Genomic DNA, 14,953 nt, shown 5'->3' on the forward strand with positions numbered 1-14,953 from the left:
CAAGGGAGAATCCCTTGAAAGATAAAAAGGAAGCTAAGCTTTAACGGATTTCAATTGCAAAAGCATAGCTTGCGCTGCCTTTCTCCCAGTTTGCAGATACATCATACACATACAACCCTTTTTCTTTTGGCAAGATAATTGACTGTTTATTTAGTACGACATCTTCAACCTTATTATTTGGAAGCCATTTGCTTACTGATATCGTATTCTTTTTAGGTTCGTTTTTAAATACTATTTTCAATTTGGATGAGGGAGAAGCAACCACAGGTGAGAGGTTTTGGTTTTTAATAAGTTCAGGAGGAGGCATAGTATCAACACATTCACTGCTAACAAGTCCTTCCCAACAATAAGAGCCTCTAACTTTCGCAACATTTTCATGCCCAGCACGAATAATGGGGAGGGGTGGCTTACTATTAAGTAGGCTATTAACGTAAAAACCTCCGGCGATCACAAGAATCAATAAGAATGCCATTATTATTTTTTTCATAGATTACCCCTTTTTGAATATTATTCCAGATAAATGTACCATAGGATTGGTGAATGTCTCAATAGTATATTTTTTAATTAAAGGCTCTAGATTTTTTAAAAGAAAAGGGGCATACGTATTTTATGTCTGTTTAAATTTATCTTAATTCTCCAATAAACCAAATTTCACCTTCAAAGTGGTATCCATCTTCATCGGTAATTTCTTCTTTAAAACCTGTTATTTGTAAACCGTTAGGAACAGATAGTCCCCATTCATTTTGAATTTTTCTGTCATTTGGTAAATGCAGCCACTTTTGATATTCGTCGTCTCTGTTAAAGAATTCTTCAAAATGGGCGTCACCTTTAAATACAATAATTTGTGAACCCCATAAATCAGGTAAATCAATTGCAGCTACTACTCGATACTTTTGTTTGTCATTTGGTTTGAAACCAATTAGATATTCAGCTCTGTCCAATAGTGATTGAATGCAGAGTCTTTTAACTCTTTTTGGTGTTTTATTGGAATTTATAAAGTCTGGAGCAACTGGTAGGTGCAGATGCCAATAACCATTGTAAAAGTCTGTTGGGAATTCAAATGTGTTTTCTTCAATACGTTTCATCATATTATTGGTTTTACGTTTAATTCCTCGAATTTTTTTCTCCCGCATCATATTTCTCCTCAATCTCTTTAATAATCTCTTTTAAAGACAACGAAACAGTGCTAATTAAAAAGGCCCAGTTTATAAGAAAACTGGGCCTTTCTATGTTCTTAAAAACTGTCTTCGAAATCTTCATCAAAGCGATAGCTGTAGAAATGCTCGTTTGTAAACCAGTTATTTTCTGCAGTCGCGCCTTCTTCTTTGCGTTTTTCTTCTTCTTGAAGCATCCAGCCTGTTTGGGAAATATGAGCTCTCATAGAGTTCATTTTTTCCACGCGTACATCGTGAATATCATTAATAATATCCGGGTTACCAAGTTCTGCTACTGTATTGTTGGCGAATGCCACACAGTATAGTCTTGGGCGATCGCTCTCAGGCATGCGGCGTACAGCACGGACAACAGCTCTAGCAGTTGCTTCATGATCAGGGTGAACCGCATAATTCGGATAGAAAGTGATGATTAATGAAGGGTTGAGTTCATCAATTAAATTTGTCATCATGGCAACCATTTCTTCATCATCTTCAAATTCAACCGTTTTATCACGAAGTCCCATCATACGTAAGTCTTTGATACCAATGGCTTCACAAGATGCTTGAAGTTCCTTTTTACGGATTAATGGCAATTCTTCGCGTGTGGTAAATGGAGGATTGCCGAGGTTGCGTCCCATTTCTCCAAGAGTTAGGCAAGCATATGTGATAGGTGTGCCAGCTTTCGCATATTGCGCCAATGTGCCGGAAACTCCGAATGCTTCGTCATCAGGATGTGGGAACACAACAAGTATTTGACGTTCAGGTTGTAACATATTCAAAACTCCTTTTAATTTGGAAATTAATATGCGAATGGTGTTTCGCTGATTTCAAGCGCAATAGCTAATTTACCATCATAGCCATGGCCGCCCATAAGCAAACGATTTTGATCATCGAGCTCAAAATGCGTAATTCCTTGGGCATACACCCAGCCGCCATTCGATAGTTTTAAACCCACACGATGGGGTACATCAGGCGTCACTTTACCAAGTTCATAACGAATTAGTACATTGCGGATAAATGTGCCCGCATTGAATACTTTTTCATCGAAGTGAGAGGCATAAGCCCCATTCGTTGTTTCTAAGTGTATATAGACATCTTTATTCGCAAAGGAATTCAGAAGGTCCTGAAGTTTTTGTAGATTGACTGTTTCCATCTGATTATATGCTCCTCTCAAAAAGAGGCCTCATCGCTACATATAGCGATAAACTGCCACTGATTTAAGTACTACTATAGTATAGAGAAAAAAAGGATGAAATGCGATTCACACGCACTGTCTACTCTTTCAGTAAATGTTTATAAATGAACAAAATGTGGGAATACTATAGGGTAGGGGGTGAGTTTATGCACTTTACAACACCAGTTTTAGAGGAAGAAACAAAAATAACAAATGCTTGGATGACAGCTATGCTGCCATTTTCTTTTATGACCAAAAAGGAGATAGCGCTATCTGAGGAATTGCTCGGCAATGGCTACAGCTTCTTTAATCTCAATGATAAGAAGCAGCAATCCGAATTTTACGGTGACATCGAGTTATCAAGTATTGCCCTTAAGCAAAATTTTTTATCCTACATAGAGCGGAGGCTGTTTCCGAAAAATATACGAGATGATGGTTTTCAGCGTTTCTCTAAGGAAATTTCAAAGACAGGTAGCCTCCAAATTCACGACAGACACTATCTTTTTACTATACTTAGCATTGATATTACCCTATGTCCATTTGGAATTGGCTTTGTATCGATTCGTGTGAAGTTAGAGGATGTTAATTTATTTTCAGATGCACTTGATTTCATGCATCACTTTCGCATTCTAGAGCCTAAAACAAATAACCAATTAGGGATGGAAGTCCAATATGATGGGGAACCATTTACTTGTATACACGATTTTATCATGAAGCATCTTTGCCCTGAAATTCAAAAATATACGGTTCATGATGACCGTCGGGACGGTTACTTTGGTAGTCTTCCTTACTTTGAAGATGAGCGAATGCTTGTCACGAATTATATTGAGTTGGATGAAGACCACTTGCCAATTGAACAACTCTATAGAGCCAGTCAATTGGATGGGTACACGGAAGAATCTGTTCCCTTTATCTCTGCAGCCAATACAGAGCATATGGAGGAGTACCTAAAAACGCGTGTGAACACGCGCTATATGCCTAAGTTATGTGACATAACAACAGAGCATGTCCAAACAACGATTGTCTATCGTGATACGACAGAGGCTTTTAGAGAAAAAGCAAGAGTTCGATTTATGGGCGTTCACTATTACACCATCTTACTTCACTACTTTTACAAATTAACACTACTCGAACTCTCCTTCCGATATTGTGAGCTCGCTTGGAAAAAGGATGAAATTTATGTAGAGAAATTAATGCAGTTGATTACCATGTTTTCTTCTAAATATTACTTCCAAGAGGTCAGCAGCCGTTCATCAAGTCGTGAAATGTCGAAGCGCTTGAGAGAGATTTTTAAAATCGATGAGCTTTTCAGTGAGGTCTCTAAAACGCTTGATGCCCTTTATGTGAACCAGCAAAAAGCGGCAGACAAAAGGCAAAACTACTTGTTATTCGTATTGACGATGTTTACGGTTGTCTCAGGTATATACGGGATGAACCTGATTATTGAAGAATGGGACGGAAATTATAACTGGTCGGAAATATTCCATTACAATATTTATGAATGGATTTGTCTGATAACAGCTGTTGGTGGGATTTTAATGACTTTCTTTTTATTAGTAAGTACTTTCTACAACTATATAAGAAAAAGATTGCAGTTTTGGCTGAAATATTAAGCATAAAGACATTTTGTCCCAACATAGAGTAAATTAAAAAGCTTCCACCCATTTTGGAGTGGAAGCTTATTTATTGAAGAATACTACAGTTCTGTCACCGTAATTTCGGGTGCGCCATATACATTCTTCGCACCATGCATCACAGGGCCGACATATTGATTTAATTTCCAGCCATGTGTAATTGCTGCAGCAACGAATTCTTTTGATTTAATAACCGCTTCTTTGACATCAAGACCATTTGCAAGATTAGCAGTAATGGCAGCAGCGAAAGTGCATCCAGCACCATGATTGTATGTTGTCTCAATTTTAGGCGTTTCTAATAAAAAGTGTTTTTCGCCGTCATAATACAAATCAAATGCTTTGTTTGGATCAATAGAGCGGCCGCCTTTAATGACGACATGCTTAGCGCCAATAGCATGGATTTTCTCAGCAGCTGCTTTCATTTCGTCAATACTTTTTGGTGTTTTCATGCCAGCTAATTGACCAGCTTCGAATAGATTAGGTGTGGTAACTAAAGCAATCGGCAGCAAATGTGAAATCATCGCATCTACATTTCCTGGATTTAATACTTCATCTTCCCCTTTACATACCATTACAGGATCAATAACCACATTTTTAAGCTGAGCCTCTTTAATCGCATCGCCGGCAGTAAGAATGACTTCTTCGGTTGATAACATGCCGGTTTTAACTGCATCTATTCCAGTAGAAAAGGCAGTTTTTAACTGAGCTTTTAGAACATCAATAGGTAATGTATAAACACCATGTGACCAATTTTCATCAGGATCCATAGTAGCAATGACTGTTACAGCAGCCATACCGTAAGTGCCATATTCTTGGAAAGTCTTCAAGTCAGCTTCCAAACCAGCTCCGCCAGAAGCATCAGATCCGGCAATCGTTAATGTTTTCTTTAGTGACATGTTAAACACTCCTTCATAACATGATAGGACATAGTGTAGGTTGTCCAATAATAAATGCCTCATAAATAATTTCTTTTCCTATCTATTATAGCTGTTAAACTGGCCAGTAAAAATAGCCAGAATGTAGAGGAATGAAAGGGTCAGAAACGCTGCTAAAAGGAGCCATTTAAAAATGATTTTCAGGAACCCTTAAATTTCGACAAAACGTCTACTAACCGCTAAAATAACAATAGTAGTATGCTAGATGGTAGAAAAAGAGTATAAAAGGAGGAAGTTTATGCCAAGAAACAACAAAAAGTTAACTCAATTGTTTAATAAGTATTATCGAGATAATGAACAGGCTGCGACTGTGGTGGAGGGAACCTCGATGCGACGACGCAGCTTTAGAAATATAGTAGTACTGGCTCTATTAAAAAATAAATATATGTGGGCCAGCCTTTTAGTTTTATTAGTTATTTTGCTTGTACCTTTTGCTGCTTGGAAAATGATTCAGGGAAGTACTTACCAAGAGCAGAAGGGCTCTTTAGTCGAGCGCATCCAAAATTTGAATGAATTAACAACAGCAGAGGCATTTACAAAAGTTATCATTGAAAAAGAGAACAATGAGTTATTCGGGAAAGAAATCGGTATTGATTTGCCAGGTACAAAGAGAGAGTTATTAGTAGTTGTTCCAGGTGGGGTTAAAGCTGGTGTCGATTTCGAGGATGTTTCAGAAAAAAATGTGAAGCTTGACCAAAAGAACAAGGAAGCAACGATTACCTTGCCTGCCCCAAAGATTCTTGGTGAACCAGAAGTAGATTTTGATAATGTGCAAGTATTCTCCAGCGAAGGTCTTTTTCGTAACAAACCAGATATGAAAGAAGCCTTTGGTTTAACGGCTGAAGCGAAAAGGGAAATGATCAAAGAAGCCAAAACACAGGGATTGTTGAGTAGAGCAAAAAGTAATGCCAAAAACTCTGTTGCAGATATGTTTGCTTTAGTTGGCTATGATGTGACCGTAAAATTTAAGGAGTGATACGATGCCAAAAAGAATCTTTGACAACGATTGGCAAGAAATCGTCGGCGCAGAGTTTGATAAGCCTTACTATCAAAAGCTGCGCGATTTCTTAAAAGAAGAATATGCCACACATACCGTATACCCACCAATGGAGGATATATGGAATGCGTTCCGTTATACACCCTATCATAAAGTGAAGGTAGTTATGCTGGGGCAGGATCCTTATCACGGTCCGAATCAAGCACAAGGTTTAAGCTTTTCAGTAAAAGATGGTGTGCGAAAGCCGCCAAGCCTGCAAAATATGCTGAAAGAATTACACGAGGATCTTGGATTTGGTATACCAAAGGATGGGTCACTGATTAAATGGGCAAAGCAAGGTGTGCTCTTGTTGAACACTGTACTGACTGTACGAGCGCATGAAGCCCATTCGCATAAAAATCAAGGATGGGAACAGTTTACAGACACCGTCATAGAAAAACTGTCAGAACGGCAAGAGCCGATTGTGTTTGTCCTTTGGGGAAAACCGGCACAGCAAAAGGAAAGATTAATTGATACTTCTCGCCATGCCATTATTAAATCACCCCATCCAAGTCCTTTAAGCGCTCACCGAGGTTTTTTTGGCAGCCGCCCGTATTCTAAAATCAATAATCAGCTTTTATCGTGGGGCGAAGAGCCGATTGACTTTAATCTGACAGATAGTGAGTAGAGACACCCTTCATCTCCACTTCGAAACATGGTAAAGTAATAGTAAAAGAAGTAGCAGTGGATAAGAGAGGGGTACACAATGATTTCTTATGATGCGGTCATCCGCGAACTAGAAAAACATATTCATCAAGCGGGCCAAAGAAGTAGTGAAGCTAAGATGCGTGAAGAATTGTCCGCTATTCGAGCTTTATGCGACCTAGCGCTGCAAAGTGACAAATCACCGACACCTCATACCGTTATGCCAAAGATGATAGGGGAGACTGTACAAGACTTGTCCCATTCATCCGTTTCTTCCATGCCTAAATCGCTCACAGCCAATAAGCTGGAAGAAGATGATGCGAACGGTGATTCACTATTTGATTTTTAGAAGGGATTGTCATATAAAATGAGTTTTTATATTTTAATTGGTGCTATACTCGCATTCTTAGCAGTAGCATTCGGAGCATTTGGCGCTCATGCGTTAAAAGATGTTTTGACAGACCATTATGCGACAGTGTATGAAACAGCCGTACAATACCAAATGTTTCATGCAGTAGGTCTTATTTTGATAGGGATTTTAATGAGTAAAAGTTTATTTGGTCCCATTCCCTTGCTATCACGTGCAGGCATGATTATGCTGATCGGTACGATTGTATTCTCTGGTAGCCTGTATGTACTGGCAATTACTCAAATTAAAGTGCTTGGTGCAATTACACCAATTGGAGGCGTCTTATTTTTAATTGCTTGGGTATTGGTTATGATTGCTGCAGTAAAGTTCGGTAAATAGTAATAGTCAATAATAAAAATGCCAAGTTTGTTTAATACTTGGCATTTTTGTGTGTGTTCAATCAGTTCGTTTTTTAAGGAGTTTGGTCAAAATACTGTAACGGTTCATCGAATTCCGCATAATCAAAGTAAATCATCGGCATGAGATAACGATGATTTGTTTTGATATCGCGTAAAATAACATGATCTCGTCCGGCCGCTTCAATTACCCCTCTGATAATGACCACATTTTGTCCTTGAGCTGTTGCATGCTCAAATGAAAAGTGGAAAGTTCCCGGCTTACTTCTGTTTAAACGCATAATATTTTCGATGTATGACTGCTCTCTGCCCAAGTGCAGACCCCCAGTTGCTGGTCCCTGGCTAGGAGTTGTTTGTACGGTGCCTGTTGGAATAGTCACACCGCCTGCTGGGTAAGTCTGTTGTTGATAGTTCGGTGTCCAATAATATTGAACCATTTCATCTTCCCTTCTTCTATTTATACTTGCGGGCAGTCAGCTTCTGTAGGCGCATAGAAACAATGCGATTTATATCGCCCGGTGTTCCATTGTCCATACCATTGCGCAGGGCAGTCGCCAGTTGGCTTAAAGAACCATAGTCCTCGGGTTGCTGGGTGAAAACGTTCTCCGTTAATGGTTCTTTGGGCTAAACGACGATCTTGCTCTCTTGCACGTTGATAAAAGTAGCTCTTCGTTGTAGCTTCAAAGCCACCCGGACTCTGAAAAACCATTTGTTGAAGATTTCTCACATCGCGGAAATCTAAACAATCTGCAAGGACTCGATTGACGCCCACGTTTCCGACCATTAACATTCCTAGTTCCCCTTCGCCTTCAGCTTCTGCCCGCATAAGTCGTGCTAAAAGGTCAAGTTCTTTTGATGTACTTTTGATGACAGGCATAACATAACCTCCTCTTCTTTATATATGCGAAGAAGATAAAATAAGAACCACCATAAACGTATAATTTGAATAGAAGAGGGGAAATAATGTAAAACGGGAGATTAGGTGTGTGGATCCTGCTTTAGTCTTTTTTTTTCTTTATTCATTATTATCCTGCGCCTCTCTGTTAATTTCCAAGCCTGTTGGGAGACGGCTTTCCTGCTACTGATAGGTAAAAATGCTCCAGAGAATGTTATATAGAAAGAGAAGTGTTGAGCCATGCAATTTGTCTTTGATTTAGAGGGAACAATCTGTTTTGAAGATCAGCCTGTGCCAGATTCAATTACGTACAGTTTAGAATGCTTGGTCCAAAAAGGACATGAGGTTATTTTTTCTTCGAGCCGTCCTATTCGCGATATGTTACCATTGTTGGCCAAAAGATTTCACGGCAACAAAATGATAGGACGAAATGGGGCCATTCTCTGCCATAATGGAAACGTAAAGCCGAATGTTGTATTTGATGAAGAAACATTAGAGAGTATACGGTTATTGATGAAAGAATATAAAGTAACTTATTTCATAGAAGGCGAGTGGGATTATTCATATACCGGTCCAGCTGACCATCCGATTGCTGAAACAATCGATCCTAATGGCCTTGGGGTTAATAAACCCTTAGATAAGCTTGAACATGTTGTAAAGATTACGATTGTCACGTCATTTAATATGGCGATTCTGCGTAAAAAACTAGATGAATTAAATGTGATTATCCATACACATTACCAACTAGGTATGCTTGATATCACACCATGTGGCATTCAAAAGTGGAAAGCATTAAAAAAGCTGGGCATTGAGAAAGGGGCATACATTACCTTTGGAGATGATGAATATGATATTCCAGTTTTTGAGCATGCGAAGCACAGTGTCATGGTAGGTGATCATCCGCTGTTAGCGCTATATGCGGATGAATGCATATCAAAGAATCAGCTAATTGAGGAGCAAATTGTAGAAAAGCTTGAAGAATTGGATCAGCGATTTGCCTACTAAAAAAGACCAGCCATCTCATAATATGAGAGCTGGTCTTTTCGTATTAATCTTTAATCGCTAAAAATTTCTCTAATTTTTCGTTGTCCATAATATTGCCGACGAAGAATTCACCGAAATCAGCGTAGCGTGCTGATACTTCATCAAAACGCATTTCATAAATCAATTTTTTGAATTCCAATACATCATGCGCAAATAATGTAACGCCCCATTCGTGGTCATCGAAACCAATAGAACCAGAAATGATTTGTTTTACTTTTCCTGCATAGCTGCGGCCGATTAGTCCGTGGGAGTGCATTAATTTACGACGTTCATCCATTTCTAACATATACCAGTTAGCGCCTTTTTGGCGGCGTTTGTCCATTGGGTAGAAACAGATATGTTCCCAGCGAGGCAATTCAGGATATAGGCGTGCACGCACATGCGGGTTTTGATATGGATCTTCTGCAGGACCATCATCTTTAGGCTTGCCTGCTAAATAGTTGGAAAGCTCCACTACTGAAACATAGGAATAAGTAGGGATTGTGAAATCAGCAATCGCAAGTTTATTGAATTCATTTTCAAGTTCTTGCAATTCTTCCATTGTTTCACGCAATGTCATAATCACGAAATCAGCTTTTTGTCCTACGATTGAGTAGAATGCATGGCTGCCTGTTTTGTTTACGTCCGCTTCGTTCAGCTTATCAAGATATTGAATAAATTCATCAACAGCTGCTTTGCGTTCTTCTTTCGAAACTAATTTCCATGATGTCCAGTCCATTGCACGAAAATCATGCAATACGTACCAGCCGTCAAGTGTTTGTGCTGCTTCAATCATTGTAAGAAACACTCCTTTAAACTCTAAAATCAATACTCCCTCATTTTAACAGAAATAAAGCGAAACTTCACTTAGTGAAAGCTCTTCAAGCTACAGATATACTCTTTTATGAACGTTTTGAGGCGAGAGTCAGGAGAGAGTTTCTTTCACCTTTGATTCATGTATTATTCGTGAGATAATGAAACAATAATACTAACCATGCAGGAGAAGAGAACATGAAAGATTATTTACATCAAAAAGTTTGGCGTTTTATAGATCAATCCATGAGTGGTGTTGACCGTTCTCCATTAGAATCTTTTGCTGCTGATGATACATTATGCCAGTTAGTAGGGCAGGGACAATCTCCTGCTAGTGTGCGAACATGGGTGCATAACGATTCGGTAGTGCTCGGGATTCAAGACCATCGTCTACCTAATATAAAAGAGGGCATAGACTTATTAAGTAGTCGAGGCTACGCGCCAATCGTACGGAATTCAGGTGGCTTGGCTGTTGTGTTAGATCCTGGAGTCCTAAACATTTCGTTAATTTTATCAGAGCAGGAAGAACGGATTGATATTAATACAGGCTATGAAATTATGGTAGAACTCATCAAAAGTCTCTTTCCACAAGTAGCTGACCAAATAGAAGCGTATGAAATCGTCGGCTCTTATTGTCCAGGCTCTTATGATTTAAGCATTAATGGAAAGAAATTTGCAGGCATCTCGCAACGAAGAATGCGCCAAGGAATCGCGGTGCAAATCTATCTGTGCGTAGAAGGAAGCGGTGTAGAGAGAGCTGCATTGATCAAAGATTTTTATCAAGTCAGCTTGCGGGGGGAACAAACAAAATTCCATTACCCTGACATCAAGCCAGAGGTCATGGCTTCACTAAGTGAATTATTAGGCGAAGAGATTACAGTACAGCAAACGGTCATTGAATTGCAAAATTTATTAGCATTACTAAGTGATCAATTAGTCATCGGTCAATTTCAGGAAGAGGAAATTGAATTATATTCATTTTATCTAAAGAGAGTTTTCGAACGAAATCAATCAATGCTACCGATAGATGAGTAGAATACTGTCGATTTCCCGGGAAATAGGTTAAAAACTAGATATCATAAAGAGGCTTGGTCAGAACAAATTTAATAAAATATTTAAATAGCGTGAAGTGGGGGACGGCGCCTCCTACAAAATGCGCCGTCTGAAACGGAGCAAAAAGAATAACCGAACAAATGTGACAGTGAAAGTCACATCATTGTTCGGTTTTTTCTTTAAACTATTTCTTGATATTATTCTTCAATTCCAACGGTTGGTACATCTTCTTTTTTCACAAGATTACCGTTGCGTTCCATCGTAAAGACAGGTGCGATATGTTCATCCTCTGTCCCAAGTGTCATAAGGCGTCTTGCACGATTCATTACTTGCATGAATTGCTCATAGTCTTTTTTCATGTTGCGGTGTTCTTTTTCTAAACGTAAGACTTCTTTCTCTAATTGTGACGCTTTATCATTTGCAATATTTGCTAGGTGGCGCCATCTTGTCACCTCTTCATCATGAAAATCGCTCTGTTGCAAACGCATTAGATACGCAATGACTAAATCAATTGACATGGCAGATAGAGGGATGGACCTTGTTGTTTCACTATGTTTATCGTTAGGCAATAAGTAGAGACCAGCTGTTCTTCTTCGTACGGTAGTACCGTAGACTCGCATTCTTTCCTTGCGTTCTTTCTTTGCTGAAGATAGTTCTTTCTCATAGTTTTTGCGTACTACTGCATTCCAGCGGAAGCCACAAGCTGCAGCCGTACGGTTAAGTGCATCACCAGCTTCTTCAAAGGCCGTCAGCTGTGTGCTCCCTTCTTTTACGTGGCGTAAAACGGCTTCTGCCAATAGTTCGTCGTTTTCTGGTAACCAAGCATCTTGTCTCGTTTTCATTGTTTAAAACCTCCTATTTGTTTCATAGGATTAGCGTAGACAGTTTTACTATTTTTTATTCAATAACTTCTAATAGGTTTAAAAGAAAATGTCTTGAATGAGAGATAGAAAATACGATACACTATAATTAATATGAACTAAAAGAGCGTTATGACTTGAAAGCGGGAGAGTCCACCTGTAGCGGAAATGCAGTATAGTAAGTATAAAAATTAGTTCATTTTTAGAATGATACTAACTTGAAATTGAGATATAGAAAGGGTTGGAGACAAAATGGCAAACGAATTTCGTGTTTGCGATGAGTGTCAAGCCGTTAATTTAAAAACATTAATACCTAAGTTAAAGACGGTAGATCCAGATGCAGTGATTGATATCAAATGTCAATCTTATTGTGGGCCGGGTCTTCGAAAAACATTCACAATCGTAAATAATCGTCCATGTGCAGCACATACAGAAGAAGAATTGATTCCCAAAGTAGTAGCTAAATTAAAGTCTCAAAAGAAGCTGCCAGAAAGTTATCAAGAATAAATATGTACAATTACTATTCCACCTTTCAATAAGGTGGTTTTTTCGTATATAATGGTGAAATATAGTGCATAATAGGACACTTTGGAGAAAAAGGGAGGTTCCGAATTGGATTATGCGACAAAAAAATTAGCGGAAGAAAAGGTGTTTAAAGATCCGGTACATCGCTATATCCATGTGCGAGATCAAGTGATTTGGGATTTGATCGGCACGAGGGAATTTCAGCGTTTACGACGGATTAAACAGCTCGGTACGACGTATTTAGTGTTTCATGGTGCAGAACATAGTCGTTTTAGCCATTCTTTGGGGGTATACGAAATTGTCCGCCGAATGGTAGACGATATCTTCATAGACATGCCAGAGTGGGATGAAAGCGAACGTCTCGTGGTTCTTTGTGCTGCATTATTGCATGATCTTGGCCACGGCCCTTTTTCACATTCCTTTGAACATGTTTTTGATTTAGACCATGAGGAATTCACACGAGCTATTATTTTAGGAGATACAGAGGTAAACCATGTATTGACACGCGTTTCACCTGAATTTCCGCAAAAAGTTTCAGACGTCATTGCCAAAACATATGAGAATAAACAAGTTGTCAGTATGATTTCCAGCCAAATTGATGCGGATCGCATGGATTATCTGCAGCGAGATGCTTACTTTACAGGTGTCAGCTATGGTCACTTTGATATGGAACGAATCCTGCGTGTCATGAGACCAAAAGAAGAGCAGGTCGTCATCAAATCAAGTGGGATGCATGCGGTAGAAGACTATATTATGAGTCGCTATCAAATGTATTGGCAGGTTTATTTCCACCCAGTTTCCCGCAGCGCAGAAGTAATCTTAACGAAGATTCTTCATCGTGCAAAAGACTTGAGCCAGGGAAACTATCAATTCAAGCAAGAACCTACACATTTTATGGCGTTTTTCCAAAACAATATCGAACTAGAAGATTATATTGCACTTGATGAAAATATTTTGCTTACTTATTTTCAAATGTGGATGCAAGAAAGCGATCCGATATTAAGCGATTTAAGCCGCCGTTTTATTAATAGAAAGTTATTTAAATATATAGAATTTGATCCTGCAAATGAATATGAAAAATTAAGTGATCTAAAAGAGTTATTTTATCAAGCGGGCATTGACCCTAAATATTATTTAGTTCACGATTCTATCTCAGATTTACCATACGATTTTTACCGGCCAGGAGAAGAAGAAGAGCGTGTACCCATCCAGTTGTTAATGCCGAATGGTAAAACGCGTGAACTATCAAGATGCTCTGAAATTGTTGAAGCTATTTCAGGAAAACGAAGATCTGATCATAAGTTATATTTTCCGGAAGAAGTACTGCTGCAGGATGGTACTCAAAAAACGCTAAAAAAACAAATATTAAAAGTACTGAGAGGTTAAGCTTCTCGAAAGGAGAAAAACGTGCTAGAAGAACATGCAAAAGTCGTACAATTTGTATCTTTAGCTGGAAGTGTTACGGGGCGAAAAAAGCTGCAGAAGATGGTTTATATCGCAAAAAAAATGAAGTTTCCTTTCAATGAGAAATACCAATTTCATATTTATGGCCCCTATTCGGAGGAGCTTACATTGCGCGTAGAAGAGCTATGCACGATGGGTTTTTTAACGGAAGAAATGGAAGATAAGGGGTCCTATGTGCAGTACACATATCAAGTGACTGATAAAGGAACAAACTTTTCGAAGCATATGTGCGAGGAACAGCAGCATTTAAATGAAGTCGTAGAGGTACTAAACAGTAAAAGTGCCCGCTTTTTAGAGCTTGTTTCTACGCTATTGTTTTTTGATGAACTTCCGAAAGAAGAACGGATTCAAAAAGTGCATGTGGTAAAAGGAAAATTGAAATTTACAGAGACAGAAATGAATGAAGCATTTTCACTTATTGAGGCATTAGAGGAAATCAAATTGAATGCAAATTAATTATGGAATGTGGACAAGGAATCTTGTTCACGTTTTTTTATAGCAAAGAAAAAAGACAAGGGGAAACTTTTAGTCTTAGAAATAGTATAAGTAGAATGGTTCCGTTCCAACCGGGTCTTTCCGCTTAAGCTTATGCCGCAGGAGTCAACGGCTTCCGCTGCATAAATGTTATAAATTTTTTGATGCAATATTTTAATGAAGTGGGCATTCGACTCGCAGATTCGATACACCCACTTCAATTAGCACATTCAATGAAATCTCATTCAATGTCTGTCTGTTTTAAATGCTTATTAGACTTCGCTTTTACGGACGCCGCCTACTGCGTAGTGTTCTTTTTTCATCTCTTCAATAATAATGGAGATATTTTCTTTAGGCGCATTCACACTTTCAGATACTGCGTCTGTGACTGATTTGACAAGCTGGTGTTTTTGTTCGTCTGTACGTCCTTCAAGCATTTTAATCGTTACGATAGGCATAAGAAGTCTCCTTGTGTAAAATGTAGTGTATAGTGGTAATCATAA

Annotated in this window: 20 protein-coding genes; 10 read left to right on the forward strand and 10 right to left on the reverse strand. The window is 38.7% G+C overall.

Going from position 1 to position 14,953, the window contains the following annotated elements; all coding sequences use genetic code 11:
* Positions 1 to 40 precede the first annotated feature (40 nt).
* The 4 genes from F0527_RS00620 to F0527_RS00635 form a co-directional block, all read right to left on the reverse strand.
* Positions 41 to 487 carry a hypothetical protein gene (locus tag F0527_RS00620; RefSeq protein ID WP_150283417.1) on the reverse strand — a complete coding sequence of 149 codons (447 nt, stop codon included), beginning with the start codon at positions 485 to 487 and terminating at the stop codon, positions 41 to 43.
* A gap of 136 nt (positions 488 to 623) precedes the next feature.
* Complete coding sequence (locus F0527_RS00625; protein ID WP_150283418.1) at positions 624 to 1,133, reverse strand: DUF3916 domain-containing protein; 510 nt, start codon at positions 1,131 to 1,133, stop codon at positions 624 to 626.
* A gap of 101 nt (positions 1,134 to 1,234) precedes the next feature.
* On the reverse strand, positions 1,235 to 1,927 hold the full coding sequence (gene bshB2, locus F0527_RS00630; protein WP_150283419.1) for a bacillithiol biosynthesis deacetylase BshB2: 693 nt from the start codon (positions 1,925 to 1,927) through the stop codon (positions 1,235 to 1,237).
* A gap of 26 nt (positions 1,928 to 1,953) precedes the next feature.
* Entirely contained in the window at positions 1,954 to 2,307 is a 354-nt protein-coding gene (locus F0527_RS00635) for a YojF family protein (RefSeq protein WP_150283420.1), read from the reverse strand.
* A 188-nt stretch (positions 2,308 to 2,495) separates the two neighbouring features.
* Here F0527_RS00635 and F0527_RS00640 point away from each other — a divergent pair, with 188 nt between their 5' ends.
* Positions 2,496 to 3,941, forward strand: coding sequence for a magnesium transporter CorA family protein (locus tag F0527_RS00640; protein WP_150283421.1), 1,446 nt, complete (start codon positions 2,496 to 2,498; stop codon positions 3,939 to 3,941).
* 83 nt (positions 3,942 to 4,024) lie between these two features.
* On the opposite strand, the gene thiD is transcribed toward F0527_RS00640, so the two are convergent.
* A complete protein-coding gene (thiD, locus tag F0527_RS00645; protein WP_150283422.1) occupies positions 4,025 to 4,858 on the reverse strand; it encodes a bifunctional hydroxymethylpyrimidine kinase/phosphomethylpyrimidine kinase in 834 nt (277 codons plus the stop codon).
* A gap of 277 nt (positions 4,859 to 5,135) precedes the next feature.
* Between thiD and F0527_RS00650 the strand changes: the two genes are divergently transcribed.
* The 4 genes from F0527_RS00650 (at position 5,136) to F0527_RS00665 (ending at position 7,326) form a co-directional block, all read left to right on the forward strand.
* Positions 5,136 to 5,873, forward strand: a complete 738-nt coding sequence (locus tag F0527_RS00650) for a DUF4230 domain-containing protein (RefSeq protein WP_190323350.1) — start codon at positions 5,136 to 5,138, stop codon at positions 5,871 to 5,873.
* A 4-nt stretch (positions 5,874 to 5,877) separates the two neighbouring features.
* Positions 5,878 to 6,561: a uracil-DNA glycosylase gene (locus F0527_RS00655; protein ID WP_066791648.1), complete on the forward strand. Its 684-nt coding sequence runs from the start codon at positions 5,878 to 5,880 to the stop codon at positions 6,559 to 6,561.
* Positions 6,562 to 6,639: 78 nt separating this feature from the next.
* Entirely contained in the window at positions 6,640 to 6,927 is a 288-nt protein-coding gene (locus tag F0527_RS00660) for a YwdI family protein (protein ID WP_150283424.1), read from the forward strand.
* A gap of 18 nt (positions 6,928 to 6,945) precedes the next feature.
* Entirely contained in the window at positions 6,946 to 7,326 is a 381-nt protein-coding gene (locus tag F0527_RS00665; protein ID WP_150283425.1) for a DUF423 domain-containing protein, read from the forward strand.
* Between the two features lie 73 nt (positions 7,327 to 7,399).
* Here the strand turns inward: F0527_RS00665 and gerQ are convergent, their stop codons facing one another.
* Together gerQ and F0527_RS00675 are read right to left on the reverse strand one after the other, a co-directional pair.
* On the reverse strand, positions 7,400 to 7,780 hold the full coding sequence (gene gerQ, locus F0527_RS00670) for a spore coat protein GerQ (RefSeq protein WP_150283426.1): 381 nt from the start codon (positions 7,778 to 7,780) through the stop codon (positions 7,400 to 7,402).
* Positions 7,781 to 7,800: 20 nt separating this feature from the next.
* The gene (locus tag F0527_RS00675; protein WP_066791656.1) at positions 7,801 to 8,220 is read right to left on the reverse strand and encodes a cell wall hydrolase; all 420 of its coding nucleotides are present in this window, start codon (positions 8,218 to 8,220) and stop codon (positions 7,801 to 7,803) included.
* A 258-nt stretch (positions 8,221 to 8,478) separates the two neighbouring features.
* Here F0527_RS00675 and F0527_RS00680 point away from each other — a divergent pair, with 258 nt between their 5' ends.
* Positions 8,479 to 9,243, forward strand: a complete 765-nt coding sequence (locus F0527_RS00680; protein WP_066791657.1) for an HAD-IIB family hydrolase — start codon at positions 8,479 to 8,481, stop codon at positions 9,241 to 9,243.
* Positions 9,244 to 9,286: 43 nt separating this feature from the next.
* On the opposite strand, the gene hemQ is transcribed toward F0527_RS00680, so the two are convergent.
* A complete protein-coding gene (gene hemQ, locus F0527_RS00685) occupies positions 9,287 to 10,057 on the reverse strand; it encodes a hydrogen peroxide-dependent heme synthase (RefSeq protein WP_150283427.1) in 771 nt (256 codons plus the stop codon).
* A 215-nt stretch (positions 10,058 to 10,272) separates the two neighbouring features.
* On the opposite strand from hemQ, the gene lipL reads away from it, so the two are divergent.
* Positions 10,273 to 11,109: an octanoyl-[GcvH]:protein N-octanoyltransferase gene (lipL, locus tag F0527_RS00690; RefSeq protein ID WP_150283428.1), complete on the forward strand. Its 837-nt coding sequence runs from the start codon at positions 10,273 to 10,275 to the stop codon at positions 11,107 to 11,109.
* A 215-nt stretch (positions 11,110 to 11,324) separates the two neighbouring features.
* On the opposite strand, the gene F0527_RS00695 is transcribed toward lipL, so the two are convergent.
* A complete protein-coding gene (locus F0527_RS00695; protein WP_066791663.1) occupies positions 11,325 to 11,969 on the reverse strand; it encodes an RsfA family transcriptional regulator in 645 nt (214 codons plus the stop codon).
* A gap of 270 nt (positions 11,970 to 12,239) precedes the next feature.
* Between F0527_RS00695 and F0527_RS00700 the strand changes: the two genes are divergently transcribed.
* The 3 genes from F0527_RS00700 to F0527_RS00710 all read left to right on the forward strand — a co-directional run bounded on the left by F0527_RS00700 (position 12,240) and on the right by F0527_RS00710 (position 14,432).
* Positions 12,240 to 12,494, forward strand: coding sequence for a YuzB family protein (locus F0527_RS00700; protein ID WP_066791665.1), 255 nt, complete (start codon positions 12,240 to 12,242; stop codon positions 12,492 to 12,494).
* A 105-nt stretch (positions 12,495 to 12,599) separates the two neighbouring features.
* Positions 12,600 to 13,898, forward strand: a complete 1,299-nt coding sequence (locus F0527_RS00705; RefSeq protein WP_147195483.1) for an HD domain-containing protein — start codon at positions 12,600 to 12,602, stop codon at positions 13,896 to 13,898.
* A gap of 21 nt (positions 13,899 to 13,919) precedes the next feature.
* Positions 13,920 to 14,432 carry a YwgA family protein gene (locus F0527_RS00710; RefSeq protein WP_066791669.1) on the forward strand — a complete coding sequence of 171 codons (513 nt, stop codon included), beginning with the start codon at positions 13,920 to 13,922 and terminating at the stop codon, positions 14,430 to 14,432.
* A 290-nt stretch (positions 14,433 to 14,722) separates the two neighbouring features.
* Here the strand turns inward: F0527_RS00710 and F0527_RS00715 are convergent, their stop codons facing one another.
* The gene (locus tag F0527_RS00715) at positions 14,723 to 14,908 is read right to left on the reverse strand and encodes a 2-hydroxymuconate tautomerase (protein WP_066791671.1); all 186 of its coding nucleotides are present in this window, start codon (positions 14,906 to 14,908) and stop codon (positions 14,723 to 14,725) included.
* Positions 14,909 to 14,953 lie beyond the last annotated feature (45 nt).

Origin of the sequence: Rummeliibacillus sp. TYF-LIM-RU47, from assembly GCF_008638315.1 — a bacterium.
GTDB lineage: Bacteria > Bacillota > Bacilli > Bacillales_A > Planococcaceae > Rummeliibacillus > Rummeliibacillus stabekisii.

Bases quoted from the DNA above. Each gene is read 5' to 3' on its own strand.
- F0527_RS00620 (WP_150283417.1), bottom strand. From the start codon at position 487: ATGAAAAAAATAATAATGGCATTCTTATTGATTCTTGTGATCGCCGGA.
- F0527_RS00625 (WP_150283418.1), bottom strand. From the start codon at position 1,133: ATGCGGGAGAAAAAAATTCGAGGAATTAAACGTAAAACCAATAATATG.
- bshB2 (WP_150283419.1), bottom strand. From the start codon at position 1,927: ATGTTACAACCTGAACGTCAAATACTTGTTGTGTTCCCACATCCTGAT.
- F0527_RS00635 (WP_150283420.1), bottom strand. From the start codon at position 2,307: ATGGAAACAGTCAATCTACAAAAACTTCAGGACCTTCTGAATTCCTTT.
- F0527_RS00640 (WP_150283421.1), top strand. From the start codon at position 2,496: ATGCACTTTACAACACCAGTTTTAGAGGAAGAAACAAAAATAACAAAT.
- thiD (WP_150283422.1), bottom strand. From the start codon at position 4,858: ATGTCACTAAAGAAAACATTAACGATTGCCGGATCTGATGCTTCTGGC.
- F0527_RS00650 (WP_190323350.1), top strand. From the start codon at position 5,136: ATGCCAAGAAACAACAAAAAGTTAACTCAATTGTTTAATAAGTATTAT.
- F0527_RS00655 (WP_066791648.1), top strand. From the start codon at position 5,878: ATGCCAAAAAGAATCTTTGACAACGATTGGCAAGAAATCGTCGGCGCA.
- F0527_RS00660 (WP_150283424.1), top strand. From the start codon at position 6,640: ATGATTTCTTATGATGCGGTCATCCGCGAACTAGAAAAACATATTCAT.
- F0527_RS00665 (WP_150283425.1), top strand. From the start codon at position 6,946: ATGAGTTTTTATATTTTAATTGGTGCTATACTCGCATTCTTAGCAGTA.
- gerQ (WP_150283426.1), bottom strand. From the start codon at position 7,780: ATGGTTCAATATTATTGGACACCGAACTATCAACAACAGACTTACCCA.
- F0527_RS00675 (WP_066791656.1), bottom strand. From the start codon at position 8,220: ATGCCTGTCATCAAAAGTACATCAAAAGAACTTGACCTTTTAGCACGA.
- F0527_RS00680 (WP_066791657.1), top strand. From the start codon at position 8,479: ATGCAATTTGTCTTTGATTTAGAGGGAACAATCTGTTTTGAAGATCAG.
- hemQ (WP_150283427.1), bottom strand. From the start codon at position 10,057: ATGATTGAAGCAGCACAAACACTTGACGGCTGGTACGTATTGCATGAT.
- lipL (WP_150283428.1), top strand. From the start codon at position 10,273: ATGAAAGATTATTTACATCAAAAAGTTTGGCGTTTTATAGATCAATCC.
- F0527_RS00695 (WP_066791663.1), bottom strand. From the start codon at position 11,969: ATGAAAACGAGACAAGATGCTTGGTTACCAGAAAACGACGAACTATTG.
- F0527_RS00700 (WP_066791665.1), top strand. From the start codon at position 12,240: ATGGCAAACGAATTTCGTGTTTGCGATGAGTGTCAAGCCGTTAATTTA.
- F0527_RS00715 (WP_066791671.1), bottom strand. From the start codon at position 14,908: ATGCCTATCGTAACGATTAAAATGCTTGAAGGACGTACAGACGAACAA.